This window comes from Limoniibacter endophyticus (assembly GCF_014652835.1).
Lineage (GTDB): Bacteria > Pseudomonadota > Alphaproteobacteria > Rhizobiales > Rhizobiaceae > Limoniibacter > Limoniibacter endophyticus.
Genome location: NZ_BMZO01000005.1, coordinates 180,241 through 206,474 on the forward strand (window position 1 = coordinate 180,241; position 26,234 = coordinate 206,474).

Annotated in this window: 21 protein-coding genes and 1 pseudogene; 11 read left to right on the forward strand and 11 right to left on the reverse strand. The window is 60.9% G+C overall.

Going from position 1 to position 26,234, the window contains the following annotated elements; genetic code table 11:
• Positions 1-83: 83 nt before the first annotated feature.
• The 6 genes from IE151_RS08835 to IE151_RS08860 all read left to right on the forward strand — a co-directional run bounded on the left by IE151_RS08835 (position 84) and on the right by IE151_RS08860 (position 10,496).
• Positions 84-3,377 (forward strand): TM0106 family RecB-like putative nuclease, encoded by a 3,294-nt coding sequence (locus tag IE151_RS08835; RefSeq protein ID WP_189489632.1) that lies wholly within the window; start codon positions 84-86, stop codon positions 3,375-3,377.
• Positions 3,378-6,608 (forward strand): AAA family ATPase, encoded by a 3,231-nt coding sequence (locus tag IE151_RS08840; protein ID WP_244636670.1) that lies wholly within the window; start codon positions 3,378-3,380, stop codon positions 6,606-6,608. It begins immediately after the preceding gene.
• Entirely contained in the window at positions 6,608-7,924 is a 1,317-nt protein-coding gene (locus IE151_RS08845) for an McrC family protein (protein ID WP_189489633.1), read from the forward strand. Before IE151_RS08840 ends, IE151_RS08845 begins: the two co-directional genes overlap by 1 nt.
• Positions 7,925-8,015: 91 nt before the next feature.
• Positions 8,016-9,104 (forward strand): hypothetical protein, encoded by a 1,089-nt coding sequence (locus IE151_RS08850; RefSeq protein WP_189489634.1) that lies wholly within the window; start codon positions 8,016-8,018, stop codon positions 9,102-9,104.
• Between the two features lie 22 nt (positions 9,105-9,126).
• Complete coding sequence (locus tag IE151_RS08855; RefSeq protein ID WP_189489635.1) at positions 9,127-9,624, forward strand: TIR domain-containing protein; 498 nt, start codon at positions 9,127-9,129, stop codon at positions 9,622-9,624.
• Positions 9,621-10,496 carry a DUF4231 domain-containing protein gene (locus IE151_RS08860; RefSeq protein WP_189489636.1) on the forward strand — a complete coding sequence of 292 codons (876 nt, stop codon included), beginning with the start codon at positions 9,621-9,623 and terminating at the stop codon, positions 10,494-10,496. The genes IE151_RS08855 and IE151_RS08860 overlap by 4 nt, the downstream gene beginning before the upstream one ends.
• Positions 10,497-10,831: 335 nt before the next feature.
• Here the strand turns inward: IE151_RS08860 and IE151_RS08865 are convergent, their stop codons facing one another.
• The 3 genes from IE151_RS08865 to IE151_RS08875 are packed head-to-tail and all read right to left on the reverse strand — an operon-like array spanning position 10,832 to position 14,170.
• Positions 10,832-11,761 (reverse strand): plasmid partitioning protein RepB C-terminal domain-containing protein, encoded by a 930-nt coding sequence (locus IE151_RS08865; RefSeq protein WP_210310877.1) that lies wholly within the window; start codon positions 11,759-11,761, stop codon positions 10,832-10,834.
• Complete coding sequence (locus tag IE151_RS08870; RefSeq protein ID WP_189489637.1) at positions 11,754-12,653, reverse strand: plasmid partitioning protein RepB C-terminal domain-containing protein; 900 nt, start codon at positions 12,651-12,653, stop codon at positions 11,754-11,756. Before IE151_RS08870 ends, IE151_RS08865 begins: the two co-directional genes overlap by 8 nt.
• Positions 12,653-14,170, reverse strand: a complete 1,518-nt coding sequence (locus IE151_RS08875) for a recombinase family protein (protein WP_280517244.1) — start codon at positions 14,168-14,170, stop codon at positions 12,653-12,655. The genes IE151_RS08870 and IE151_RS08875 overlap by 1 nt, the downstream gene beginning before the upstream one ends.
• Before the next feature lie 169 nt (positions 14,171-14,339).
• On the opposite strand from IE151_RS08875, the gene IE151_RS08880 reads away from it, so the two are divergent.
• From IE151_RS08880 to IE151_RS08890, 3 genes are all read left to right on the forward strand, one after another.
• Positions 14,340-14,981, forward strand: coding sequence for a Fic family protein (locus IE151_RS08880; protein ID WP_189489638.1), 642 nt, complete (start codon positions 14,340-14,342; stop codon positions 14,979-14,981).
• 142 nt (positions 14,982-15,123) lie between these two features.
• Positions 15,124-16,038 carry an AraC family transcriptional regulator gene (locus IE151_RS08885; RefSeq protein ID WP_189489639.1) on the forward strand — a complete coding sequence of 305 codons (915 nt, stop codon included), beginning with the start codon at positions 15,124-15,126 and terminating at the stop codon, positions 16,036-16,038.
• Between the two features lie 198 nt (positions 16,039-16,236).
• On the forward strand, positions 16,237-16,980 hold the full coding sequence (locus IE151_RS08890) for an SDR family oxidoreductase (protein ID WP_189489640.1): 744 nt from the start codon (positions 16,237-16,239) through the stop codon (positions 16,978-16,980).
• 259 nt (positions 16,981-17,239) lie between these two features.
• Here IE151_RS08890 and IE151_RS08895 read toward each other — a convergent pair whose 3' ends face one another.
• Positions 17,240-19,543, reverse strand: a complete 2,304-nt coding sequence (locus IE151_RS08895; protein WP_244636671.1) for a UvrD-helicase domain-containing protein — start codon at positions 19,541-19,543, stop codon at positions 17,240-17,242.
• Between the two features lie 21 nt (positions 19,544-19,564).
• On the opposite strand from IE151_RS08895, the gene IE151_RS17720 reads away from it, so the two are divergent.
• Complete coding sequence (locus IE151_RS17720) at positions 19,565-19,921, forward strand: hypothetical protein (protein WP_244636672.1); 357 nt, start codon at positions 19,565-19,567, stop codon at positions 19,919-19,921.
• A 236-nt stretch (positions 19,922-20,157) separates the two neighbouring features.
• Here the strand turns inward: IE151_RS17720 and IE151_RS08900 are convergent, their stop codons facing one another.
• The 6 genes from IE151_RS08900 to IE151_RS08925 form a co-directional block, all read right to left on the reverse strand.
• Positions 20,158-20,355, reverse strand: a complete 198-nt coding sequence (locus IE151_RS08900; RefSeq protein WP_189489641.1) for a hypothetical protein — start codon at positions 20,353-20,355, stop codon at positions 20,158-20,160.
• 10 nt (positions 20,356-20,365) lie between these two features.
• A complete protein-coding gene (locus tag IE151_RS08905; protein ID WP_136161880.1) occupies positions 20,366-20,563 on the reverse strand; it encodes a hypothetical protein in 198 nt (65 codons plus the stop codon).
• 25 nt (positions 20,564-20,588) lie between these two features.
• Complete coding sequence (locus tag IE151_RS08910) at positions 20,589-21,389, reverse strand: DUF1883 domain-containing protein (RefSeq protein WP_189489642.1); 801 nt, start codon at positions 21,387-21,389, stop codon at positions 20,589-20,591.
• A 167-nt stretch (positions 21,390-21,556) separates the two neighbouring features.
• Positions 21,557-22,480, reverse strand: a complete 924-nt coding sequence (locus IE151_RS08915; RefSeq protein ID WP_189489643.1) for a PDDEXK family nuclease — start codon at positions 22,478-22,480, stop codon at positions 21,557-21,559.
• Positions 22,481-22,561: 81 nt separating this feature from the next.
• Positions 22,562-23,476 (reverse strand): nucleotidyl transferase AbiEii/AbiGii toxin family protein, encoded by a 915-nt coding sequence (locus IE151_RS08920; protein WP_189489644.1) that lies wholly within the window; start codon positions 23,474-23,476, stop codon positions 22,562-22,564.
• Complete coding sequence (locus tag IE151_RS08925; protein WP_189489645.1) at positions 23,476-24,324, reverse strand: type IV toxin-antitoxin system AbiEi family antitoxin domain-containing protein; 849 nt, start codon at positions 24,322-24,324, stop codon at positions 23,476-23,478. Before IE151_RS08925 ends, IE151_RS08920 begins: the two co-directional genes overlap by 1 nt.
• A 526-nt stretch (positions 24,325-24,850) precedes the next feature.
• Here IE151_RS08925 and IE151_RS08930 point away from each other — a divergent pair.
• Positions 24,851-25,018, forward strand: a pseudogene (locus IE151_RS08930) (tyrosine-type recombinase/integrase); the annotation flags it as partial.
• A gap of 471 nt (positions 25,019-25,489) precedes the next feature.
• Here the strand turns inward: IE151_RS08930 and IE151_RS08935 are convergent.
• Complete coding sequence (locus IE151_RS08935) at positions 25,490-26,194, reverse strand: GntR family transcriptional regulator (protein ID WP_244636673.1); 705 nt, start codon at positions 26,192-26,194, stop codon at positions 25,490-25,492.
• Positions 26,195-26,234: the final 40 nt, after the last annotated feature.

Below are 26,234 nucleotides of genomic sequence, written 5' to 3' on the forward strand. Positions count from 1 at the left end.
GACACCCACGCACGCTATGGCTGAACGTGCAATCTGTCGAGATGCAAGTCTTGTCGCGGATTGCGTTCGACGAGGGGGCAACAATGCGAACTATTGAGGGTGATCGGATACTCTTGTCCGCATCGGATCTGATGCGGTTCATGGGCTGCGCTCACGCAACCGCGCTCGATCTCGCCTATATGCATGGCACGGGGCCAGTTCCCCGCGAAGATACCGAAGATGCCGCGCTGCTCCAGAAGCAGGGCGATGCCCACGAGGCGGCTCACCTAGCCAAGCTCAAGGCATCGAATGTGTCGGTGATCGAGATCGATCGGTCCGACCTTGCCGAGAATGCGCAGACAACCCGGGCGGCTTTGGCAAGCGGGCCGCAGATCGTCTTTCAGGGCGCGCTTCTGGGCGACAATTGGGGCGGTTGGTCGGACTTTCTCGAACGCGTAGAGCGCCCGTCGGATCTCGGCCCCTTCAGCTACGAAGTCACCGACACAAAGCTCAAGCGGCGGCCCCATCCCAAACATGTGCTGCAACTGGTGCTCTACTCGGATTTGCTGACCGAGATTCAGGGTGTCGCCCCCGAATTTGCCCATGTCGAACTCGGTGATGGCAGCCGGGCGCAGCTACGGCTCGCGGACTATCAGGCTTATGCGCGCATGGCGCGTCAGCGGCTCGAGGCATTCCTCGAAAACCCGGTGCCGACCCGGCCGATACCTTGTGCCGATTGTGGGCTTTGCCGCTGGGGCGATCACTGCGAAAGCCAGTGGCAGGCCGAGGACAGCCTGTTCAACGTCGCCAATATTACCCGGACCCAGGTCAAGAAGCTCGAGGCGGCGGGTATCACCACCATGGAGCGGCTGGCCGGTCTCGATCATCCCATCCGCGGCATGGCCGAGACCACCCGGGCGCGATTGGTGACACAGGCGCGCCTGCAGCACGCCCGCAAGACCGGGGCGCCGGCCTTCGAGTTGCGCGACGCCGAGCCCGGCAAGGGCTTCGATCTTTTGCCCGCGCCGCAGCCGGGCGATCTTTTCTACGATATCGAGGGCGATCCGCATTACGAAGGCGGTCTCGAATATCTTCACGGCGTCTGGTTCGACGGTCAGTTCCAGGCTTTCTGGGCGCATGATCACGGCGCCGAAGCGCGTGCCTTGGCTGACCTTCTGGAGTTTTTCCGGCAAAGGCTCGCGGCCTATCCCGAAGCGCGCATCTATCACTATGCGCCCTATGAGATCACCGCCTTGCGGCGGCTGACTGCCCAATATGGAATCGGTGAGGCCTTTCTCGATCGTCTGCTGCGCGAGCGGCGTTTTGTCGATCTTTTCGCGGTGGTGCGCGGCGCGCTGATTGGCTCGGAAGCCAATTACTCGATCAAGTCGATGGAAGCCTTCTATGGCCGGGTGCGCGAAGGTGAGGTCAAAACCGCCGGCGGCTCGGTCGTTGCCTATGAACGCTGGCGCGAAACCGGCGAACAAACGATTCTTGACGAGATCGAAGACTACAATCGCATCGACTGTATTTCGACCGAGGAGCTGCGCGACTGGTTGGTGAGCATCCGCCCCGCCGCACCCTGGCCGGTGCTTGCGGTGGATGCCGGCGACAAGGAAGTCGAGGAGGATGCCGATACGCAGGCCTTGCGCGCGAGGCTTGCCGCATCCGGTCTGCCGCAGGAGCGGCAAGACATGTTGTTCAACCTTGGCCTGTTCCACAAGCGCGAGGCCAAGCCGGCGCAATGGGCGGTTTTCGATAGCGCTGGCAAGGACGAGGACGAGCTGATCGACGATCTCGATGCCTTGGCCGGCCTGGAAGCCATTGATCCGGCAGAACCCGTCAAACGCTCGGTGCTGCGCCGTTATCGCTTTCCGCTTCAGGAGACCAAGCTGCGGGCCGGCCGCAAAGCGACGGTCCCGGTTATCGACGGGCCGCCGGCCACGGTCAGCATCGAAGAGCTCGACCGCTCCGAGCGGATCATCGCGATCAAGGCGGGGCCGGCCAAGGCCCATCTTTTGACCGATCGCCTGACGCTCCACCCCGATTGGCCGCTCAATACGGACGTCATTGCCGCGGCCCTGCGCGATGTGATCGACGATCAATGCGGCGTGCGCCGCCTGACGGCACTCGATGATTTGCTTGCGCGCACGGCCCCGCATCTGGTGACGGAACAGCGCGCCGATCTGCTCGATGGCGCCGATCCCCTGACCGGCACGATCGCGGCGATCGTCGCCATGGATGGCACTGTGCTGCCGATCCAGGGGCCGCCGGGAACCGGCAAGACCTATGTCACCGCGCGGGCAATCCTTGCGCTGGTGCGCCAGGGGCACCGTGTTGGCGTGGCCTCGAGCAGCCATGAGGCGATCCGCAATGTGCTGATGGGGTGTCTTGCCGCGCAAGATGATGGCGATCCTGTCCCGGGCCTGTGCATCGGGCACAAGGTCAGCAGCGGCGAAGACAGTTATCCGGACGACTGTACCGGCGTCATCCGCTCGACGGCCAATGACGATTCCCTCTGGAGCCGCGCCCATGTGGTCGGCGGCACCGCCTTCTTTTTTGCCCGATCCGAGCACGAGCAGGCGCTCGACTGGCTCTTCGTCGATGAAGCCGGGCAAGTGGGGCTGGCCAATATGGTCGCCATGGGGCGCTGCGCGCGCAACATCGTCTTGGTCGGCGACCCGCGGCAATTGCCGCAGGTCATCCAGGGTGCCCATCCCGATCCGGCCAACCTTTCCTGTCTCGAGTGGATGCTGGGCGAGCACGCCACTATCCCGCCCGATCGCGGCATCTTCCTGCCGGTCTCACGCCGCATGCATCCCGATGTCTGCGGGTTCATCTCGCAGCAGGTCTATGAAGGCAGGCTTGTTAGCGCGCCCGATACAGCCGTCCAGGCAGTCCGCGGGACGGGCTTTCCTGAAGCGGGCGCTTTCTGGGTGCCGGTCGTCCATGAGGGCAATGCCCAGATCGCAGCCGAGGAAGTCGCTGCCATTCAGGCGGCGATCGACGATCTGCTCTCGGGGAGCTGGACCGATAAGGATGGGACACCGCGCGCCCTTGAGCCCGCCGATATCATCGTCGTTGCGCCCTATAATGCGCAGGTCAATGCCCTGCAGGACGCGTTGCCCGCTGGCATTCGTGTCGGCACGGTCGACAAGTTCCAGGGGCAGGAAGCACCCGTCTGCCTGGTGTCCATGACCGCCTCCTCGGTCGAGGAAACCCCGCGCGGCATGGATTTCCTGTTCTCGCTCAACCGCATCAATGTCGCTGTCTCGCGCGCCAAAGGCCTGGCGCTCGTCTTCGGCGCACCGCGGCTGCGCGAAGCAAAATGCAACACCGTTGAACAGATGCGCCTCGTCAACACGCTATGCGCGCTGCCTGAATTTGGAGACATTTGAATGTGGGAGAATTTCGAGGCGCGCCTCGATGAAAATGAGCGCGAAGGCTCCATTCCACTGCGAAGAGTGCTTTTCGAGGTATTGCGCAGCTCGGGGCTTCGTCCCGGCGCGGGTATCACCAAGAAGATGGTGTCGCTTGAATTTGGCGCTGGCGAGCGGCTCGTGTGGGAAATCCAGAATCCGTCCAACGTCTTTCTGCACACAAAATGGCGCGATTCTGTCGAGACGAATGGCTTTGCCACCGAGTTGCGTCCTTATCAGCGCGGCATGAAGGATGGTGGGCGGCATTCCGCCCTCAGCCGCGACTGGTCCTTTGGCGACGCTGACTGCTTTGTCGTGAGGATTGAAGATGCCGACAGCCTGCGCCGGCTGATTGCGGTGCTGTTGCAGTCCGGCGATGCGCTGATGCTCAATCCGGCTGCGATCACGCGCTGGATCGAGCGGCTACGCCATTTCTTTCCCGCCTTTGACCGTTTCGATCCGCCCGATCCGCATTTCGATGAGGCGGAGCGGACCTACAAATTGGCGATTGCCGCCGAGCTCAGGACGGCGATCGAACAGGCCGGTTCCGACCAGGAACTGGCCGATGCCGTCAACACCGCGCTGGCCAAAAGCAATCTGCTGCAATGGCGCGCTTATTGGCCGATGTCGCCCAAAGGCGACGCCGATCGCGAGCAGCTCTGGCCGGCCTTGCGCGCGCTTGTCGACGCCGCGCTTGGCGCAGCGGACGGTCACGCCTCGGCGCTGGAGGCCTTTGTTGACGCGTGGATTGCGGCCGTCCCCGATGGCAAACCCGATCCGGCGCGCCAGATCGCCGAATTCCTGTTCCTCCATCTCGCCCCCGATGATGGCATCTATATCCGCCATTCGGTGCGCCAGGATCTCTGGCTCGAAGCCGTCGGCAGCCGCTTTCCCGATCATGCGTCGATGGCCGACACCTATCGCGACGAATGGCGCTTCATGCAGGCCGTGCGCGCCGCTTTTGCGGATCGGGGCCTAGCGCCGCGCGACATGATCGACGTGCAAAGCGCGCTGTGGATCGTCTACAATTACAAGGAAGAAGATGTGGCGACCTTTTCGCGCGAAGCGATCGAGGCGGCGATGGACGCCTATGACAGCTACCGCAAGTCGGGCGAGCACGCCGCCATCTTCGAGGCTTTTGGCGAGCCGCGTGACTATTGGGTGCGCTCGACACGCGCGCGGCCGGGTCGCGTCTATCCCTCCAAGCCGATCGTCGGTTTTCTGCGCAGTAAGACGCAGCTCAATGGCGGGTGGGGACAGAAGGCCGATGCCGCCGCCCAGCTCCACAATGCGGGTTACATTATAGTCGATGCCGATGACGCCCCGGTCACCCCGCCCGAGCGCTACGAGCATCTGATCCGCGACGCAGATCGCATCCGGCTCTGTGCGCGAAACTATTATGTCGAACCGGCCCGTGAGAACGGCGCGGCAGACATTGCAATCCGCGCCGGCGATCTTGGCCGCGACATGGGGCTGCGTGACGCGTTCCCGGCGATCTGCAGCGCGCTCGGCGGCGAGAAATTTCAGAAGCTCGCCAATGTCCCGGCGCCCTCGCACACGCTGCCAAATCCCAGCAGTTCCACCGTCTTCACCTACCAGCTCGCCTCAGCGGAAGGGCACCAAACCATGACCTTTGAACCAATGACCGCGATGCCGGCGACCACCAATCTCATCCTTTACGGCCCGCCCGGGACCGGCAAGACCTATGCCACCGCCTGGGAGGCCGTGCGGCTTTGCCTGGGCGAAGTCGCGGCCGAACCCCTGCGCGGTGACCGCGATGCCCTGATGGCTGAGTACCGCCGTCTTGCCGGTGAGGGACGGATCGAGTTCGTCACTTTTCACCAGTCCTTCGCCTACGAGGATTTTGTCGAGGGGCTGCGGCCGACGACAGGCGTCGAGCAGGAAGGCGACGATGAGGCTGCCAGCACGTCGGGGGGCTTCAACCTCAAGCCTCATGCCGGCGTGTTCAAGATCATCAGTGAGAGAGCACGGCTCGACACCGGCGATGCGCCGGCCAAGCGGCTCGACCGCTCGCGCCCGATCTACAAGATCGCGCTCGGTCAGCGCGGCAGCCAGGAAGGCCGAATCCGCGAAGGGCTCGATGGCGGGCTGATCCATCTTGGCTGGGGCGGCGATATCGACTGGTCCGACGAGCGCTTTGATGATTTCGAAGAAATCCGGAAGACGTGGAACGATCAGAAGGATCCCGACGCATCCGGCAAGGACCCCAATATCGAGATGCTTTACGCCTTTCGCTCCGGCCTGCAGGTCGGCGACTATGTCGTCGTCTCCGATGGCCGTGACAGCTACCGTGCCTTTGGCCGGGTGAGCGGCGAGTATTATTTCGATGCCGACGCCGATTTCCATCCGCATCGACGCAGCGTCGAATGGATCTGGCGTGATGATAATGGCGCCGAGCGCGCGCCATTCTACGCCCGCAATTTCCGCCGCCAGTCAGCTTATCGGCTTGATCCGGACCGGATCGACTGGGATGCGCTCGAAGCGGTGGTGATCGATCCCAATGCCGAGCGGCCGGTGGCCGGCGCACGGCCGCATGTCCTGATTATCGACGAGATCAACAGGGCCAATATCTCCAAGGTGTTCGGCGAGCTGATCACGCTGCTCGAAACCGACAAGCGGCTCGGCTGTGAAAACGAGGTCCGCGTGCGGCTTCCCTATTCGGGGACGAGTTTCGGCGTGCCGGCCAACCTGCACATTATCGGCACGATGAACACGGCGGACCGGTCAATCGCGCTGCTCGACACCGCACTTCGCCGCCGCTTCACCTTCCGCGAGCTGATGCCCGATATCGAGGAACTGCGGCAGGCCGTGGCGGCTAGGGGGCTCGATGCCGCAAATCTCGAGGGGATCGATCTGTGCAAGCTGCTGCACACGATCAACGAGCGGATCGAATATCTCTTCGATCGCGAACACCAGATCGGCCACGCCTATTTCACTGGCTGCCGTAGCCGCGCCGATGTCGAGAGCGTCATGCGCCACAAGGTCATACCGCTCTTGGCGGAATATTTCTACGAGGACTGGTCGAAAGTCGCCGCGGTTCTCGGCGATGGCGACGGCACCAATGGCTCCCATTTCGTCGAAGCGCGGCGGCTGACGGCGCCGGCGGGCTTTGCCGATGATGAGCTGGGCGGCGACAAGCTGCGCTGGAGCGTCAAGGCGCGCTTCGACTTTTCGGAGTTTGCCGCCTGATGCCCGCCTATACGGTTCGGGAATGGGACAAGCTCGCCTATGGCGAAGGCGCGGGGCAGATTCTCGATGGCCATGCCGAGAAGCTGGCGGCGCTGGCAGCCCGCTCGACCTTCGCTGGGCGCGGCGGCAGTGGTGTGCTCGAACATGGCCGGCATGCCTTGCGCGCGCGCGGCGTTGTGGGAATTCTGGCAGCGGGCGATGCCAGCCTGGAGATCCTGCCCAAGATCGATGTGGCGCCCGGTGAAACAACCGATTACCAGAACGCGGCGATCCGCAAGCGCCTGGTGCATATGCTGGCGGTTGCGCTGGATTTGAAAATTGACCTGGGCGTCATCACCGATCTCGCCTGGCAGCGCGAGACCCTGCTCGAAATCCTGATCCGCATCTTTTGCGACAAGCTGACCGAAGCGCTGCGCAAGGGCATGCCGCGCCGCTATATCACCTGCGAAGACGATCTGCCGACCTTGCGCGGCCAGCTCGACATTACCCGCCAGTTCACCCGCCATGCGGTCAATCCCTCGCGCCTTGCCTGCCGCTTCGATCTTCTGTCCGAAGACACGCCGCTCAACCGGATCATGAAAGCGGCAGTGCTGCGCCTGGCGCGGCTCTCGCGCCGGCCCGCAAACCAGCAACGTCTGCGCGAGCTGGCTTTCGTCTATGCCGATATTACCGACGTGCCGGTGGCCGCGCTGCGCTGGGATCAGGTGATAATCGATCGCACCAACCGGTCCTGGCAAGAGCTCTTCGCCATGGCTCAGCTCTTTTTGCAGGACCGCTATCAGACGACGACCGGCGGCGCCGGCCAGGGCACCGCCATGCTGTTCGAGATGAACGCGCTGTTCGAGGAATATGTCGGACGCTTGATCGCGCGCGCCTTGGCGGGGACCGGGTTTACCGTTTCGCTGCAAGGCGGGCGGCTATTTTGCCTGAGCGCACAGGATAGTGGGCGCGCCCTGTTCCAGACCAAGCCCGATATCCTCATCCGCCAGAATAGCAAAGTCGTCCATGTCATCGACACTAAGTGGAAGCGGATATCGGCGCGGATCGATGATCCCAAACAGGGCGTCTCGCAGGCAGATGTCTACCAGATGATGGCCTATGCCCAGCTCTATGACGCGCCGCGCCTGACGCTGCTCTATCCCCACCATCCCGGCCTCGGCGGCCAAGACATGGTTCATGGGCGTTATGCGATCACCGGACACGCCACGATCCTGGAAACCGCAAGCATCGACGTGGCCAACAGCACCGACATGCTGGGGCGGCTTCGCCGCCTGATCCTGAGGGAAGAGCCGGTGGATCTGGAACCGGTAGGATGATGGGCTGGCGATCTCAGGGAACGAAGCTTGGTCCAACCGGCGGCGGTTACGCACTCATCCGGGCAATTTACAAGCGTTGCGAGGGACGAAAATGAGCAATTTCCACTTCCGGCGTCTTGAGCGCCATAGAACAGGAGGGACGCGCGATAAGATGCAGCTTTCCTACCCGCTGCCCCGCAGTCCTTCGGGCAAGGCCTACCAATATTCTCCGAATCCGAGCGCGGCGCCCCGGCTATTTCTGATCGGGGACGCTCCAGAGACACGTGCGATATCGGAAGAACACCGTCTGGCCATCCGACGCGAGCCGGGCCCAGGACAAACGGTATGTCCCTATTCTGGCTTTGTGGCCGATGACGATGAGTTCATCCATTTCTCCGACATCGAGGCCGTCAAAAAGCAAGTGGCGTGGGAAGCAACAGCGGACGTCGAGGATCATATCGCCGATCTGGCGAAGAGCTTTAACCGACGTCAGGGCAAGAGCGGGCTGATCTCGATAAAGATGGATTTCAAGCCGAGCAGACGACCGCAGCCTCTCGCCATCCGTGAAGACCTCCTGCGAGAATTGACCTGCAGTGTCTGCGCGCGAGAGTACGCCGTCTACGCCATTGCGCTGTTCTGCCCGGATTGTGGTGCGCCGGGCTACGGTCAGCATTTTGAGCGGGAAGTCGAGCTGGTGCGCGAACAGGTTACCCTAGCTGACGCGCAGTATGAAGCCGGACGGCGCGAGACGGCGTATCGCCTGATGGGAAACGCCCACGAAGACGTTCTGACGGCCTTCGAGACTGCTTTAAAGACGCTTTACCGTCATCTTGTTCGCGAACGCCTGCCGGACAAAGCCGAAGGACTGCTGAAAAAGAAGCAGATCGGTAATGCCTTCCAGAACATCGAGCGTGGACGTTCCCTTTTCGAACGGATCGGTATCGATCCATTCCATGTCCTGTCTGAAGGCGACCTCGAACTGCTGCGCCTGAATATCGAGAAGCGCCACGTCATTGGGCACAATCTCGGAATCGCCGATGAGCATTACGTCGAACTCACGCAATCAGACCAACCAGGCGAAACGGTGCGACTGATCGGCGGCGAGATCGAGCGCTTCGCCGATCTGTGCCTGCGGGTCGTGCTTGATCTGGAAAGATCCCTGCTGCCCGGCCAGTCTGAGGCGCGCGAAACAATCAGTTGATCACCAATAACAGGGGGGAGCGATGGGCTACCGGAACAAGACCTATGTGATTTTTGATGCCGACAGCGACATGTGGGCCTATGGCTACATGAAGGGTTGGAATAAGAACAAGAACATCGAGTTCAACTTCCATGACGCCCATGATCTGAACACGATCACAAATGCGTCGAGTGAGGAAAATACTAAGCGGAAACTCCGCGAGCGGTTCTCCAGCGCAAAGCAGGCTGTTGTGCTGATCGGTGAGTCGACAAAGAACCTGTATCGCTTCGTCCGATGGGAGATCGAAGTCTGCCAGAGGCTCGGCCTACCGATTGTGGCCGTAAATCTGAACAAGATGCGGCGCTATGATGCTGACCTCTGCCCGCCGATCCTTCGTGATGCAGACGCCGTGCACGTGTCTTTCAATGCTCGGATCATCAAGTACGCCCTTGATGATTTTTGTGCGAACTACAGTAAATATCAGGGCAAAGGGGACAACTGGCATTATAAGGATCAGGTTTACAAGGATCTCGGCTTGTGACGCCTGAAGATTATCCCGCTCTGTTCCATTCCGCCGACGAGTCCTCTGTCGCCGCGCAGTCGAGCTACCTGTGGCTGATCCGGCTCCAATACGGGCTGTTGATCACGGCCGCGACAGTCGCGCTCTGGTTCGACAATGCGCCGGCGCTTCTGCTCGTTTACGCGTTTATCGTTGGAGCATCGACGGCGCTGCTGATCTATATGTCGGTCAAGAAACCGGAGAAGGACTGGTACGGGTGCCGCGCGCTCGCCGAATCCATCAAAACGTCGACATGGCGCTACATGATGCGCTCCGAGCCTTTCGAAGACGTTCCCCAGGTCAGTTCGGTCAAGCAGAAGTTCGCAGCGTTCCTCAAAGGGATTCTGGACGCGAACAGCCATGTGCGCGATTCAATCAGCCGCCGTCCGAAGATGGGTGATCAGATTACGCCCAAGATGAACGAAATCCGTGCTCTTCCTCTTGAGGAGCGGCGCGAGTTTTACCGGACCAAGCGCATTCTCGAACAGCGCAACTGGTATGTCCGCAAGGTAAAAACCAACCGACGGCATTTTTTGGGCTGGATCGCCTTCTGCATCCTCATTCAAGGCAGCGCTATCGTTCTTGCGCTCATCCGTTCGCGCTACACTGAAGGTTGGTCGATCTGGCCGGCAGAACCGCTGCTTGTCGTCGCGTCTGCCGCGATTGGTTGGATTCAGATCAAGAAATTCAACGAGCTGGCCTCGGCATATAGCCTCACGGCTCATGAGATCGGGATCATACAGACCCGGATTAGCGATGTTACCAGCGAGTCTGAATTCTCTGAATTCGTGAACGAGTCTGAGCGCGCATTTTCGCGCGAACACACCCAATGGGTGGCGCGTCAGAACGATTGAGATAGTGGTTATTCGGCCAGTGCCTTCACGTACTTGAGTCGGGTATGGAACTCTGGCCGTTTGACGAGTGTCCTACCGCCTGGGACATCTGGCCGACTCTGACTAGCCGCGCTTCGAGGAAAGCAAAGTCGGCGTGCCGGATGGCGTCCTCCGGCACGCCGAGCTGAGATACGGGAGCTTGTCGTGCTTCCGCGTGCGGCTGGACCTGATGGCGGCCAGCCTGGTGGGCTCCATGCGGGTTCGCCGCCATTCCCACCGCCATGCTCGATCCGCCCCAGCGTGCGGCGTCTCCCATGGTCCCCGCGCTTATCGGGTCCGGGTCCCCATTGGTTGGCTCAGGCGTCCTGCTCGGCCAGCGGCGCGAGCGTGTCGATCTCGGCGATCTTTTCGAATTCGCCGAGATATTCCTGGCGGTGGCTGGCGAGCCAGCGCGCCACGCGGCCATTGGCCAGGAGCTTGGCGATATAGCCGCGCGCCACCGTCAGATGCAGATTGTCGATACCATAGGTTTCCTCGACCGATTTCACCTGCGTCTGCAGCGCCGCCAGCTCGCGCTCCATGCGCGCGATCTGCTGGCCCGACGGGGTCGGGGCGGCCGCGCCCTTGCCCTTCTTAACTGCAGCCAGCTGATTGTCCGGCGTTGCCGCGCGAAGGGCGCGGGCAAACATGATCGAAAAGTTGTTCTGCCCGATCATCAGGTCCGCAGCCTCGATCTGGCGCACCGCCGACATCTGCCGCAATATGTCGAACACCCTCATCGAGCAGGGCGTGTCTTTCAGCATCTCGGCCGCTTCGGCGCTGATACCGTCGAGCAGGCGAAAGCGCCGGATGACCGATTCCACCTGCAGGTTCAGCGCCTCGGCAATGTCGGCCGCCGGCACGCCGCGCTCCATGGCCCGCGCGATCATCCGGTGCTCCTGGATCGGCGGGATCCGGTTGACCCGCTTGTTATAGGTATAGGTATCGTCTTCGGTCGCGATCAGGCATTCGACCTCTTCAATGCCAAGTTGCTTCAGCGCCTCAATCCGCAAATGCCCGTCGAGCAGGAAGTAGGAGCCGGTCCTGGACGTGTCGGCCATGACCACCGGGGCCTCGACCAGCCCAATCGCTTTGATCGAAGAGAGCACCTGCGCGAAACTCCGGCCCTCGCGCGCGCCCTCAGGCAGCGTCTTGAGCGGCACGATGCTTGCCACCGCTATGGTCATAAACTGGCTATCGAACCCCTGACGGATGCGCTCGCCCGAATCCTCGATCCGTTCAGCCATCGCTCTCTCCTGAAATCCGCATCGCCAGCGCCCGCGGCATTGTTGCCAGACCCTCGGCCCGGAGCAGGTTGAGGAATCCCTCATCGCCGAGCAGGTCTTTGAGCGCCTCGACGATGAACAAGAGCCGGGTCTGAGTGAAATCGGACTTCTTGACCAAGAGCCGCTGCTTTTCCGCCTCGCGTTGATAGACCTGCATCAGATCGTTGGCGGTCATCCGCCTCCCGCTGCCCTTGCGCCCCAATCGGCCCGAAGGTAGGCCCTTGCGCTGCGCCCGCAGGCGCATGTCGAGAATGCGCCGCGCCGCCGCTAGCTTCTTGCCCCTGAGCTTGCCGGTCTCATAGGCGTCGAGCAGCAGGGTCTGGGCTTCCTCGCTCTCGGCCTTGGAAATCTCCATCGCCAGCGTGATCGGGATAACGCCGGTTTCGACCGCTGCGACCAGACGCTCCTCGCCGCGCTCAAGCAGCGAAGCGATCATGTTGACCCAGGACGCGCCGACGCCGAGCTTTTCGCCGATCGCCGTGTCGTTAAAGCCGCGGGCGCGCAAGGCGCCGATCTCGCGCATGATATCGATCGGACGCGGCGTGCGCCGGGCAATGTTTTCAACCAGGCTCATCACCAGGCATTGGCTCTCGCTGGCCTCGATCACCACGGCCGGGATTTCGCTCTGGCCGAGCATCTGGAAGGCCTCAAGCCGGCCTTCGCCGCAGACCAGATCGTAGCGCGCGCCGCCCGGGCCATCATGGCGCGCCACCGTGATCGGCCGTTTGAGCCCGATCGCCTCGATATTGTTGACGATCTCGCGGTGCTGGCGCTTGTTGCGCGCCCGCGAATTAAGAACCGTGATCCGCGAGATCGGGATCATTTCCACCTGTGTCGAACGCACGGCAGGCATCAGGCAGCCTCCGGTAAGGGGATGGGAGCGGCGATGGTGTAGAGAAGATCGAGGTCGTCGAAGCGGTAGGCGTCGAGGACAAGCGCATTGTCTTCGCTCAGCCGGACCTTCTCGGAAAGCGTCTCGATGCGCGGGAAAAGATAATAGTCGAATGGCGCGCGGTTGGTACGGTCCATGCGCACGACCACGGTGATGTCGGGCGCAAGCGAAGCATCGAAACGCAGCTTCCAGCGCAAAAGCCCCGTCGGGGTCTCGAAACAGCGCGCGATCACCACCGAGACGCTGAATTCGCCATTGACGATCACCCGGTCGCTCTCGTCCTCCTGCCAGCTCTCGCTGCCCGTGGCCGTAAGCCCCGCAATCAGCTCGGTCACAATGCCGGGATGAAGCTGGCGCAGCTGCCGGTTGATTTCGATGTAGCGATAATCCCGCTCTGGCGTGAACCCGACCAGACTATAGGCCCTGAGCAGACTGCCGAACCGCGAACTGTAAGCGCTGCTCGAGGCCATGGCTTCGCATTCGTCGATGATGATCCCCGAAAGCATGCCCTGACGCTGGTAGAGTTCGGCCAGGGCCTCAAGCATCTCCTCATTGCTCAAGCGGAACGAGCGCGCGGCGATGATCGTGCGCGCCGCCTCGAACAATTCGCGTTCGACAATAGCCTCAAACGCGCCATCGGCGCGGATCCACATCTCGGGCGCATTGCGCACCCGCTTCTTCTTGAGCTTGAACGAACGGCGGTTCCAGACATTGTCGCCAACATATTTCTCATTGATCAGGACCTGATGGACCGTGCCGCGCGTCCAAAGCCGGCCAAGATCGGTTTTGAAGCCGCGCGCATTGAGGTCGGCCGCGATCGCGCTTTCGCTGCGGCCTTCATGGACAAAGGCGCGGTAAATCTCGCGCACCAGCGCGACCTCTTCCTCCGGTCCCGGCGTCAGGATCACCCGGTCGGTCTGGATGCTCTTGTGCTCGCCGCGCGAAAGCGCCCCCTTGATGGCGCCATGCTCATCGATCAGCATGCGCCTCAGACCAAACCCGGCCGGGCCGCCCTGGCGATAGCCCTTTTCGATCAGCCGGCCTTGCCCGGCAAACACCTTGGTCGAGAGCTCGCGGCTATATTCGCCCGCCATGGCGCGCTTTACGCCTTTGACGATGGTCGAGACCGGGCTGCCATCATTGTCGAATTGCTCGGCGCAATATTGCACGGCAATCCCGGCGCGCCGGCAGATATATTCGTAGTAGGCGCTCTCATCGGCATCCTGGAACCGGCCCCAGCGGCTGACATCATAGACCAGCACCAAGGTGAAATCGGCCGTGCCGGCCTCAACATCCTCAATCAGTTGCCTGAGCGCATCGCGGCCCTCGATCTTGAGTCCGCTCTTGCCGGCATCGGCATAGGTGCGCACGATCTCAATCCCGCGCGCCTCGGCATAGTGCCGGATCGCGTCGGACTGGTTTTCAGTCGAATATTTCTGATGATCGGTCGACATGCGGACATATTCGGCAGCACGCACAGGCGGTGCCGGATCTGATCGGTCGTCGTTGCTAAGCTCCCATTTCGGCAAACTTTGCCCTTTCCTCTCTCTGGCTGAGATGGTCCGGGCACCCGACCGCCTCAGCCGGTGGCAAATTTAGGCCACCCCTTCCGCAGGTTGATCAGTTTAACTGCGGAGGAACCGGAAGATGTTGCAGAAAAAGGGCAGGAAATTACCGCCATGGAAAGGCGTTCTCGCCACGCGCCAGGTCTATGCTCAAACGATGGCCGAGCTTTTGCGAAAAGAGCACGGTGATAGCCACCGCGCGATTAAGCAGATCATGCGCCAAACCCATGCGAGCGAGCGCGCCGTCAAGCATTGGCTGTCAGGCCAATATGGACCCAACACAGTGTATTTCTTGCGTCTGGTCGTGTCCTCGCCGGTCATTCGCGCCTTCATCCTCGGGTTGATTGAAGGCCCGGTGGCCGCCAAGCTGTCAGGGCCCGTCGATCGCTACGCGCTGGCTGCGACCCGAGCTGCTTATGCTGCAGGCGAGATCGCCGGCGGCAAGCCAGCAGCCGGACACCGGCGAAATGACCCTATAGATGGCTCTGATCGCGACCCTATGAATGACCCTGATCCGGTCGAACTCAACGAACGGCAATACTGGTTCCTGGCCAGAGTCGAAGAAGGCAGCCGCTGCGGGGCCAGCGAGATCATGGCCTTGTGGCAGGTCAGCCTCAAAACAGCGCGGCGCGATATCGCCACGCTGAAAACGGCGAACCTCATCTGCTATGTCGGATCGCGTCGGAAAGGACGCTATCGAAGAATCGTCGGCGCTCCCGGCTAGCGACGCGCGTCTGCGGGAAGAAGGGTGATATGATCTTCGGCCGCGCCGACGTCGGCCACTCGGCGCAAGTGAGAAGACTCTAGGCAGCCAAACGCGGACTCTCTATGATAATGAGAGCCTATCCACTTATGGATCGTCCAGCATGGATCCCCTTAGCGACGTCATCGCGCTGCTCCGGCCAAGCACAGCGATTGCCAAGCCCATCACCGGTCGGGGTCGCTGGGGTGTGCGGTATGCTGCACATAATGCGCCTGGTTTCACGATCATTCTGAAGGGCGAGTGCTGGATTGCGTTCGACAGCCAAGAGCCAACGAAGCTGCAAAAGGGGGACTTTGTTCTTTTGCCGTCATCGCCGCCATTCACCTTGAGCAGCCATCGAGGCATCGAATGTGAACCGCGCGATCCCTTGGACACTCCGGTTCGACATGGCGAGCAAGATGGCGAAGCCGATTTCGAGTCGCTTGGCGGCACATTTCGTGTTGAGCAGGTCAATGCGCCTCTGCTCCTTTCGCTGCTACCGCATGTCAACCACATACCGGCGTCGGAGGGTCGTACGGGGAAGCTCAGCGGCGTAATCGAACTGATCATGAACGAATGCGAAGGCGACGAGCCCGGCAAGGAAATGATCTTACAGCGCATGCTCGAGGTGCTTCTTATCGAAGCCCTTCGCTGGCGTGGCATGGCGCCTGACGACGTTCGTGCCGGCCTTCTCAAGGGTATGCAAGATCCCAGCCTGGCGCGCGTCCTTCGCGCGATGCACGCAGACGTACGCGCCGGCTGGACCGTCGCGGGTCTTGCAAAAATCGCCGGGCTCTCCCGCTCGGCTTTCGCTGCGCGCTTCAGCGAGGTCCTCGACTGCGGTCCAATAGAATATCTGGCTCGCTGGCGGATGGCCTTGGCGAAGGACGCCCTTATCCGCGGCGCGAAAACGCTCGACAGGATCGCCGACGAAATCGGCTACGAATCCGCGAGCGCATTCAGCACAGCATTCCGAAAGCGGCTGGGCTGCTCGCCTGGAAGGTTTGCCCGAAGCGGCGCCGTCGCTGAGGCTCCTTAGCTAGCCCCGGGATTGAGCCTCTGGATCGCGGCTGCACGCCGCTGGGCCACGTCGTCATTGACCTGCCATCGCGGTCGCAGCGATGAACCAGTCATCGAAGTGCTTCTGGACAGTCGGACAACAATAACGGACTTCTAATTATGGTCCGTCCAATTGGTTGGGCTTATCAATGGCCATCGCAACCAGATGGAGATTCCAATGCAAACGATCCTGATTACCGGCACCTCCTCGGGCTACGGCCTTGAGACTGCTCGTCACTTCCTGGCCAATGGCTGGAACGTCGTCGCCGCCATGCGGACACCGAACCTCGAGCTTCTGCCGCGCTCGGAGCACCTGCGCATCCTGCCGCTGGACGTTACGAGCGATGAAAGCATCGCCGCCGCCGTCGACGCCGCTGGGCCGATCGATGTTCTCGTGAACAATGCGGGCATCGGTGTCGTCGGTGCCTTTGAAGCGACCCCGATGTCGCACATCCGCAAGGTTTTCGACACGAACACCTTGGGCGTTATGGCAATGGTGCAGGCCGTAATTCCGCAGATGCGGGAGCGTCGCTCCGGTGCCATCATCAATGTTACTTCCAGCGTCACCCTGGCCGCGATGCCGTTGGCAGCTGCCTACACGGGGAGCAAGCAGGCCATCGAAGGCTTCACCGGCTCGCTGGCTCATGAACTTGCAAACTTCGGCATCCGTGCGAAGCTCGTCGAGCCCGGCTATGCTCCGACGACGCGCTTCGCGCAGAACACTTCGGTTCGCGTCGAAGATCTGATCCCGGCGGCCTATGCTGACTTCGCTAGGCCTATTTTCGCGGCATTCGCTCAGCCAGCGCTGTCTACGAAAGAAACCGATGTTGCCGAGGCGGTCTGGGCTGCGGTGCACGACACGTCTGGCCAGCTCCGCTTTCCCGCTGGCTCGGATGCGGTTGCGCTGGTCAACGCCGCCTAGAGCCGCCAGCCCGCGCTGATAGAGCGCCCCACAGCTCGGCGCGGGCACCAATCAGGCGGTAAAAGGCCATCCCAAGCCTTGCCGTCCGTTGGAACTGGCCGAACTGCGAGCTATCGCCGAACCTCTTCAAGCTGCCGCACAATGCCTAATCGTTTCTTCGCGCTCTGTCTCGGTGGGAGCGGGAAGTAGTCGCGGCACGCACTGGTTCACCAGGTGGCGCCCCGGGGACGCTGCAAATGATCTTCGCGGTGGGCCGACTTCATGCGCGCCTGCGTTGCTGCGTCCTTGACTGCGCCGGCCATTCTTCACTGTGTTTGCAATCGGGAAACTGGTTGCACCCGCTGAACACCGTGCCGTTCCTGTTGCGCTTCTCGACCATCTGCCCGACCAGACACTTGGGGCATTGGCGCAGCGCTGCGCCTCCGATCGTCTCAAAGCGGATCTCGTCGCCCGCGATCTCGCACAGCTCCCGAATATAGCGCGACGGTTGCCGGCCATTGGTGATGAGATACGCGCCCCGGCTAGCACGCGTCAGCGCAACGTAGAACAGACGTCGTTCTTCCGCATATGCGTAAGTCTCAGGGCGCGGAATAACCAGATTGAGCAGTTCATCATCCTCGATGCGGCTCGGCACGCCGTAATCGCCCTCGCTAACGTCGAGCAAAACCGTGTAGTCCGCCTCGAGCCCCTTGGCCCGGTGAAAGGACATCCCCGAAACCGCGATATGGGCAAAGACGGGCGGACGTCCTGCGAACGGGTCGAGCAGATTGTACCGCCATAAGACCAGAACCTTGAGTTTGGCGTTCGGCTCCTGGCGCCACTGGGCGGCCATGCCGCCCAAAGCCGTGTCGAGCCGATCGAGTAGGCGATGGCAAGCCAGAGCAAAATCAGGTCTGCCGCGCTCGTCATCGATAGGAATGACCCGGATCGAGCGCGCGATGGCGGGCCGCGCCGAGCGGACCGCCTTGACGATTTGTTCCGGATTGCGCTGGACGAATTTTGCGGCCGTCTCGGCGATCAGCTGATTGCAGCGATAGGTCTGTTCCAGCCGCCCCTGCCAGCTTGCTCCGAAATTGGCCTCGAACTGGGTAAAGATCGTGATGTCCGATCCGGCAAAGCGGTAGATCGACTGCCAATCATCGCCGACAGCGAATATCTTGCTGAACGCCTTCTGCTGCTTGAGCGCCTTGATGAGATTGGCGCGCGGCTCGGAGATATCCTGGAACTCGTCGACAAGGATCAGCGAATAAGGGCTTTGATAGCGGCCGGTTTCGACGAGCCGTACCGCGTCGGCGATCATGGAATCGAAATCGATCCGATCGGTCTCTTCCAGACGGCGGGAATAGCCTTGCGCGATCGACCAGACGACCCGAGCATAGAGCTTTGCCCGCTCCTTGTCGTGCAGGGTTTTGGCGCGTTCGAGCAGCATATCGAGCGTCAAATGGCTGGCGCGAATGTGCTTGATGCAGATCGATATGAGCTTGTGATAATGCTTGATCACCACCGGCTCGAGCGCCTTGGTGATCTCGGCATAGTCCCTGCGCTCCAATGGCACGGCGCGCTGCGCCAACTCGGCTTCGAGCGTGCTCAAAAGCGTTTCGCTACTGGCCTGGGCTGACGTCGTTTCGAAGAAGTCGATACCTTTGCGGCGATAGGCCTGCCGCTTGCTTTCGGCATGCACGGCATAGTCGGCAAACGGCGAGGTCCCATCGTGGTTGAGCGCGAAGTGCTCATGCACCGTGTCAGCCTGCGGATAATAGAAGTCGGGATGGAGGTGGCGCAGTGTGCCATCATCGTCTTCGACTGCGATCTGCCGCTCGTATTCGAAGGCAACCGAATGCAGCCACAGCCAATTGACGATCTTCTGCTCCTGCAGGGACTTGACGATAGTGCCGGCAAGCGAACCGATCGTGGCAGAGCCCTTCCTGAGGCGATCGGTGACATAGCGATTATAGTTGGTTTCGGTGTCGAAGGCCTCGACCGGAATGTCGGCCTTGGGATGCACCACCAGCAGATCGCTCCACATCCGCGCGAACTCCGGATCGCTCTCGACCAAGGCCTGGATGATATCTTCGATAACCTTGGTTTCGCCGGCAGGGTGCTCCACCCAATTTGCCAGCTGGGGCGGCCGCCCCTCGACTTTCTCGATTATGCCGCGTCCCAGCGCATGAAACGTCGTGACGCGGCAAGCCAGCTCGCTTTCCTCGACCTGCAGCTGCCGGGCGATCCGAGTTTTCAATTCGTCGGCAGCACTCTTGTTGAAAGCCAGAAGCAGGATCTCCTCAGGCCGGTAGAGCTGCTTTTCCAGGACATAGGCAACCTTGCCGACCATGGTTGCGGACTTGCCCGAGCCCGCCGAGGCGACCAGCAAATTGTTGTCCTCGAGGCGAATGCAGGCTTCGCGTTGCTGATCGGACAGGGAACGCCCGTCGAGATCGTCGAAGAAGTCCTGGAATTTTTGCAGCTCCGCGGTGACGAATGTTTCATTATAGGCTTGGCGAACGCCCGGATCCGTCAGGAAGATGAACGAAGGCGGCAGAGACGCCTTGAGCCTGGCCGGCATCAACTGTGAATTCAGGAGCGGATGCGCGAGGGCGGCCGCCGCATCGCCTGGCACGCTGGCAATCGCCCGGCCAAGATCGGCCTGAGCGAGATACTGCTTGCTGCCTTCGGTGATTTTCCGAAGCCGAGCATCGACATCGTGCAAGCGGCCCGTTTCGGCGCCAATCAGGCCGAAGAGATGGGTATTGATGAAGGCGTGAAGGTCGGCGACCAATTGCGCGGCTGCTTCACCCGTCAGGCCGGACAGACCATCCGTTCTGCCGCGAGAGCGGATCTCAACGCTGTGCCACAGCAGAGCCTTGCTGGCCGAAATCGATACGATATCGAGGCAGACAAGCTCGACATCACCGTCCTGGCGCAGCCGGATGCGCCCGGATGATTTCGGATCCAGGGTCAGCTTCCATTTTCCGGAAGCAAACAACCGTGCAAGAAAGCCGGGGCGGTATGTCTGCGCTCGGCTGGATAACAATTTGCTCAATGCCACATTCGATATGCCCGAACATCCTGATTCAAATGTCTGATTATCAGCAACTTGTTGAGATGTTCCAAACCGGTGGCCGGCAGATTTCTGAATGAACGATCATGAGCGCCGCTGCGCAGGCGACACTTTGGCTGCTAATCGATGCGGCGCACGCGCACTGCCTTGGGCATGCCCTCGACATGCATATACCGGCCCTCGATCACCACACGCGGCCGGTACTTGTTCTGATAGCGATAATAGTACTGATCCTGGCGCCAGACCGTCCCATTGGCGAGTTTGACAATGGTATCGCCGCTCCAGCCCGTCCAGGCTCCTGCAGTGCGTGTCTGCACCATTGTTCTCCTAGTCGATCCGGCGGACGCGGATGCCGCGGCTCATGCCCTCGACATGCATGACGTTGCCGGACAGGGTCACCGAGGGGCGGTAGGCGTAGCGATACTCATAATGATACTCCTCCTGGCGCCACACCGAACCGTCGGTCAGCCGGACGATGGTGTCGCCGTCCCAGCCGCTCCATTCATCCTCAATCTGCTTTCTCATCTGGTCTCTCCTGGCGCCTCTGGCGTCACGCTGCGTTCGGCAAGCGCACGACGTCCGCGATCTCCGCGGCAATCTCTTCGACGGTGTGGGTGGCGGTGCTACGCGCCAGTCGATCAGCGAGCGAAGCCGAGTAGCCGATCACCTCGCGTTTGGAGACGTTGTGCCAGATCGGCAGCAGGATCTGCTCACCCGACACGGCGCGGGTCACGAGCCCGTCGAGCTCGTATTCGGGCCAGCCTTTGCCAAAGAACGCCTGCGACAGCACAACCACGCCGAAACGGCTGCTTCCCAGCCCCCGGTCGATTTTGCGCCGAAGGCTGTCGCCGATCCGCAATTCGAACTCGTCGTACCAGACCGACAATCCTGCTTCGCGCAGTGCATTCGCCAGGGGTCGCACGACTTCATCCTTGTCCTCCGATGCGTGGGAGATGAAAACGTCGAACACTCGGCCATCGGGCGCCTCGGGGGGCGGCGCGAGATCATCCTCGGCGTCGCGGACGAGTGTGGGGATGCTACGCAGCGGTGCCTCGTTGATTGTGGGCAGAGGGTGGAACGCTTCCCCTGGGATCACCTGAACACCGGACCGCACCGATCCGCGAAGCCCCTGCATGTCGACGGCGACATGCCAGGTGCCGGAATGCGGCACCGGCAGCCGCACCGGAGAACGTTTGGCAAGTCCGCCGACGTAGCGATGCTGGCGCCCGGACTTGTAGCTGCTGAAATTCGAGCCATCCATGAGGCGGACGTTGGCCGCACTGCCGCTGAGCGTCACCACGACGACACTGCCCCGTTCGACGTGCCCCAGATTGTAATGCGTGAAATTCATCGAGCTCTCCCGATCGCGGTGTCCAGCAGTCCGAAGTGCAGGTTGCGCGGGCGGGCGAGCCACTCGAATCACCTGTCCTTCAACAGGAGCAGGTTCGCACACGAGGGCGTCAAAACATGTCACCCATGGGCTGTTTGGGCGAGCCGCCGATACGGCCGCTCCGCCGCCTATATGGTGGGAATGCCAGTGCCCTGGAGAACCCGGTTTAAGTCATCGAGGCATCGCTGCCGTAGCTCTTCAAGATAACGGGCAAGGGCTGGCTCTCGAATGTCTAGGTAGGTGCCGACTGTCCGGATCGTTTTGTCCTTGAGTCCTTGCTCAAGATGAGTCCGCAAGATCTTCAGATTCTTATCAACCTCGCCGAGACTCGCACGTGCGTCACTATCATCCAATTCATGGTAACCGCCGATCGCCTTGCGAATGACATGTCTGCTTTCGCGATCGACCAGCTCGCCGGTGCGGAGAGCCTTTTGCGTATCCTTCAACGCTTGAAAGAAGTCGCTCGGCGTTTCGCAGTGAAGCGGCACTTCGAACGCAGGGCGGGCGAACGCCATGGCAATGGTGCGCAAGATAATCTCGTCGAGATCCTTCGGCGCGCAGACCTGGATCACGTCCCGATAATATTTGCGTTGAAGGTTGGGATAGCTGTTGAGATGGGAAATGCACTCATCCCACGTCCAGACGATAGCGATCCTGTCACGGCCGGCCTGTTGCCACTCGTCGTTTAATTCTTCCACCCACTCTTGAACCTTTGTGTCCCGGCGCGCGGTGGTAGCAAGGATCCAGAGTTTGAGGTCGTGTTTGAAGGCCAGCGCCTTCTTCGCTTCTGCGCGAAGAAAGGCGCGCGTGATGGGCCCGCCCGGATAGGGATTGTTATGCTCGTCAAGGTCGGAAAGTCGCTTGCACTGAATCCCGATCCTGCCGTGCCGCGCCGACTGCCCGAATACATCAATCCCGTTCTGTGCCTGCCCCGGGCGGCCCACTTGCTGGGCATTCGGGACATCATAGACCTCGCCAAGCAACTCGACGCAAAGCTCCTCGAATTGCTGCCAGTAGAGAGGTGGTTGGAAATACTGCCAAACACTACTCACGGATCATTCCCTCCCGATAAACCCCGTGACTAAAAAGGAAACGTCGCGTTTCCGTTCGCGCCGATGTGCCGCACTAGGCATCTACGTGGTCAGCACCTCTTCAAGTTGCCGCACCAGCGTGTCACGCTTATCGGCTTTCAAACCATCAAGGTTCTGTTGCCGCCATCGCACGGCTGGCAAATCGGCGGCGGACTCTAGGTCGAGCACCGCCCAGTCGGGTTCACCGCGCTCGAACGCCAACAGGAACTGGCGGTGCGCATCGGGCATCGCGCCGACAATGTCGGCGATCAATGCTTCACGCGCCGCAAGCAGAGTCTCAAGTTCGACCGGTTGCCGGGTCATGCCGACAAAACCGCGCGCGAATTCGGTGGCGATGTCCTTGCGCCGAACGGCCAATACCTCGGCCATGGGACGATCATGGCTGATGAGATAGATGAGAAAGGCCCGGCGAAGGGCCTCGTCGATGCCTTCGTTCGCCAGTAGGTCGCGGACGTCGAACAGATCGCGCGGATGCTGCCTGTCGAGCGCGGCGACAATCTTGCCGGCATAAAGATCGGGGAAGGAGACGATCCGCATTTCGGCAAATCCGAATTCGTCTTCCACGCTGGGCGAGACCGAGCGTATGGCGGGCTCGAACACGCAGCCACGCAGGACCGGCGTCACCTCAATCTTGATTTGCGCGCCATCGCCACGGACCACGAGCTTGGTGGTCACGTTCTCGCGTGAGCGTGACGGAGCGACACGGGAGCCGCGGACTGTCTCGGTAATGCGCTCGGCGATACGCGCCATCGCCGCATCGATCGTTGCAAGCGAGGTCGCGCGATCCTGCACTGGCAGGTAGGTAAGGTCGATATCGACCGAGAGACGCGGCAGGTCGCGCACGAACAGATTGATCGCCGTGCCACCCTTCATCGCGAAGCACTCTTCAGCAGCCACCGAAGGCAGTGTGCGGATCAGTAGTGCGACCTGTTTTCGGTAAGTGTCCGCAAATGCCATCAATACGCCTCGGCCAGTTCCTTGGGAACAGTGATCTCGTAGGTCGGGTCGTACCTGCCATCCTTGACCAGCATGCGCTTGCCCGATCCCAGATCGATTGCGGTCCGGTCGACATGCTTGAGCCATGCATGGCGATGCCGATCGGCAAAGAAGAAGAACAAGCGCTTCACCTTCACACTGCGGCAGCGGACAAGCAGCTTCTGGAGCCGCCTCGGCGCAAGATCGCTCAGACCTTCCATCAGCACGTCGACCTGATCGAAGCTTTCATGCTGCGGGAGTTCATCGAGAAGTTCGAGAACCGCTCGTTCGGGCGTCGATACCGTCAACGGCCAGTCCCATTGGCCCCAGGGCAGAACGCGAAGTCCGGCATCCTGAAAAGATCCCGCATCTCGCGCGTCAGGTGCGCGGTCCGAAACGAGGGAAGGGAAGCTGATACCTTCCAGGTCGGCCCCGAAAAGTGGCGTGCTGTTATGATACACGAACCGTTCCGTCAGCGGCAGCGTCGTGAGCCAGCTGGGTGGCCTTGCTGGACCGTGAAGGTGGATCTCGGAACGATCCTGTGAGAGGTAATGGGCATAGCCTTGCAGCTCGAGGGCTGTCCGGCCGCCAACGGTGAGACGATAGCCTAGAAGCGTCTGCAGCGAGACGACCACCTGCTGCCAGCCAAGCTGTCCGCGAGGGCGCCGATAGACACGGCGAGCCGGCTGTTTGAGCCAACCAGAGGCGACATATTTGGTGCGCAGCGAGGTTGAGTAGCCGTGAGCAGAAAGCCACGCGGCATCGACGAGCAATCCCTCTGGCAGGAGGTGCTCCAGCTGCTTTAACTTCCCTGTTGTTTGCTCACTCATGGTGAGTGTTTTAGCATGTTTTCAAACTATGCGCCAGTTTGAAGGAGCCGTAATTTGCTGCGCTGTGGTTGGCAAATCGGCACAAACGTAAACTGACCTCTTGTTCGAGGCAGGCCGCTCATTGTGGTCAGCGGTGTTTTCTGATACAAATTGGCTATTCCGTGGGGTGGCCTTCACAGGGTCCAAACGGGCGATAGACGCCGATTGACCTTGAAACTCACAAATTTTTTTTCGACCCTTTTTCCCTTTAAAATCAAAAGCGTAGCATTTTGACTAGCCAGTAGTCGGTTTTTGCGCGCCTGAAGGTCATAATTACATGTGATATCAATGACTTAAGGTGGATTTGGACGATTGAGTGGGAATGATTCAGGCCTATCCCAATGCCGCCGACTGTGCGCCAGAACTCGACGTAACACACTGAAATAAAATAATTTTACGACGATGCCTATCGATATCTATCGATAGGCATCAATCATATGTACCGTCACGGTTGACGGCCCTCGCATCAATCCAGAAAGTACCGTTACAGGCGCCGGCGATCGAGAAGCAGCGCGAAAAGCGACGGATCAAGGAAGCAAAGAGTTTCGGCCGGTTCGGCGAGAAATGGCTGACCAACGCGACCACGGCCGACAGCACCAGGGCGATGCGGCGCTCGATCTTCGAGCGCGGACTACTTCCCGTGTGGCGCAATCGGGCCCAGGCGCCTTCGCTTCAGGCTTTTGTTTCGTCGAACTCCTTTTCGAAGCGCAAAATCGCCGCCAACATGAATTCTGCGATCAGCACCGGCGTTGATCCCGCGGTCGCACGTTATTACCGAACCAGCTATCAGCCGCTAGGATAGACTTCGATTCCGATCGATTGAACCTGAACCCATTTCAGACTGTTGGGCGCCCGCCAGTCGGCCGGCATTTCTTTCCAATTCGCTTATGGTGCCGGTCATCCGGACGTTGGCGCCTTCCGGCAGCCTTCGGGGCCGGGCGAACTCGGGTCGTCGATTACTTCCGGTTTCGATGCATGGCGGCCAAGGTGATGCCGATCTCGGGGCTAAGATGATTGACGAGCGCAGGGCGACGGGTTGTGGCCGCTCCTCTTGGCTGGCCTGTCACACCGGCGGTGCGATCCGTCAAGAGGGGGCCGGATTCGGAGTGCGGTAGAGGCGGGCTTATTAAGCTCGGGCCATCTGCGTGGGCAGAGATGATATAAAATCGGTCAACTGATCGCCGAGCAGTTGGACGTGATCGCTCGCCGCCTTCTGGGCGGCTTCCGGGTCGCCCGCATCGATGGCGTCCATGATTCGGACGTGTTCGCTTAAGGTGCTCAGCATGCGGCCAGGCTGGTAGGTGGCGCGCATGCGATAGGCGCCTATGCGGCGACGAAGTTGCAGCGCCTGGTCGGCTATGAAATGCGTATGGGCCGATTCGTAGAGCAGGTCATGGAATTTTTGGTTCACCTTGTAGAAGGCGACTGGGTCGCCGGCTTCGAAGGCTTGGACCAACTCTTCGTGGACCGCGCGCATGGCGGCGCGTTCGGAAGGAATGGCGCGACGGGCGGCAAGACGAGCACAGAGTCCCTCCAGCGCCGACATCACGTCAAACATCTCGATCAGGGCTGGGATGGACAGAAGCGCGACATGGGTGCCTTGGCGGCCACGGGTCTCGATCAGGCCGATCGCGAGCAGCGACTTGATCGCTTCCCGCACGGGTGTACGGGAAATACCGAAGCGACGGGCGAGTTCCATCTCGTCAAGTCGCTCGCCGGGCGCCAAGCGGCCGTCGAGGATCATCTGCTCGAGCTGATCGCGTAATTCGTCGGAACGGGTCGGCGCACGCCCTGCGGAATTCGCCGGCGTCGGGGCATCATCCTGATCCAAAGCGAAGGCTCCTATCGTTTGTCGGCGTTTCGTCACGCGT

Excerpts from the sequence above, each read along its gene's own strand:
- IE151_RS08835 (WP_189489632.1), top strand. The coding sequence starts at position 84 with ATGCGAACTATTGAGGGTGATCGGATACTCTTGTCCGCATCGGATCTG.
- IE151_RS08840 (WP_244636670.1), top strand. The coding sequence starts at position 3,378 with ATGTGGGAGAATTTCGAGGCGCGCCTCGATGAAAATGAGCGCGAAGGC.
- IE151_RS08845 (WP_189489633.1), top strand. The coding sequence starts at position 6,608 with ATGCCCGCCTATACGGTTCGGGAATGGGACAAGCTCGCCTATGGCGAA.
- IE151_RS08850 (WP_189489634.1), top strand. The coding sequence starts at position 8,016 with ATGAGCAATTTCCACTTCCGGCGTCTTGAGCGCCATAGAACAGGAGGG.
- IE151_RS08855 (WP_189489635.1), top strand. The coding sequence starts at position 9,127 with ATGGGCTACCGGAACAAGACCTATGTGATTTTTGATGCCGACAGCGAC.
- IE151_RS08865 (WP_210310877.1), bottom strand. The coding sequence starts at position 11,761 with ATGGCTGAACGGATCGAGGATTCGGGCGAGCGCATCCGTCAGGGGTTC.
- IE151_RS08870 (WP_189489637.1), bottom strand. The coding sequence starts at position 12,653 with ATGCCTGCCGTGCGTTCGACACAGGTGGAAATGATCCCGATCTCGCGG.
- IE151_RS08880 (WP_189489638.1), top strand. The coding sequence starts at position 14,340 with ATGTTGCAGAAAAAGGGCAGGAAATTACCGCCATGGAAAGGCGTTCTC.
- IE151_RS08885 (WP_189489639.1), top strand. The coding sequence starts at position 15,124 with ATGGATCCCCTTAGCGACGTCATCGCGCTGCTCCGGCCAAGCACAGCG.
- IE151_RS08890 (WP_189489640.1), top strand. The coding sequence starts at position 16,237 with ATGCAAACGATCCTGATTACCGGCACCTCCTCGGGCTACGGCCTTGAG.
- IE151_RS08895 (WP_244636671.1), bottom strand. The coding sequence starts at position 19,543 with ATGCCGGCCAGGCTCAAGGCGTCTCTGCCGCCTTCGTTCATCTTCCTG.
- IE151_RS17720 (WP_244636672.1), top strand. The coding sequence starts at position 19,565 with ATGCGCGAGGGCGGCCGCCGCATCGCCTGGCACGCTGGCAATCGCCCG.
- IE151_RS08905 (WP_136161880.1), bottom strand. The coding sequence starts at position 20,563 with ATGAGAAAGCAGATTGAGGATGAATGGAGCGGCTGGGACGGCGACACC.
- IE151_RS08910 (WP_189489642.1), bottom strand. The coding sequence starts at position 21,389 with ATGAATTTCACGCATTACAATCTGGGGCACGTCGAACGGGGCAGTGTC.
- IE151_RS08920 (WP_189489644.1), bottom strand. The coding sequence starts at position 23,476 with ATGGCATTTGCGGACACTTACCGAAAACAGGTCGCACTACTGATCCGC.
- IE151_RS08925 (WP_189489645.1), bottom strand. The coding sequence starts at position 24,324 with ATGAGTGAGCAAACAACAGGGAAGTTAAAGCAGCTGGAGCACCTCCTG.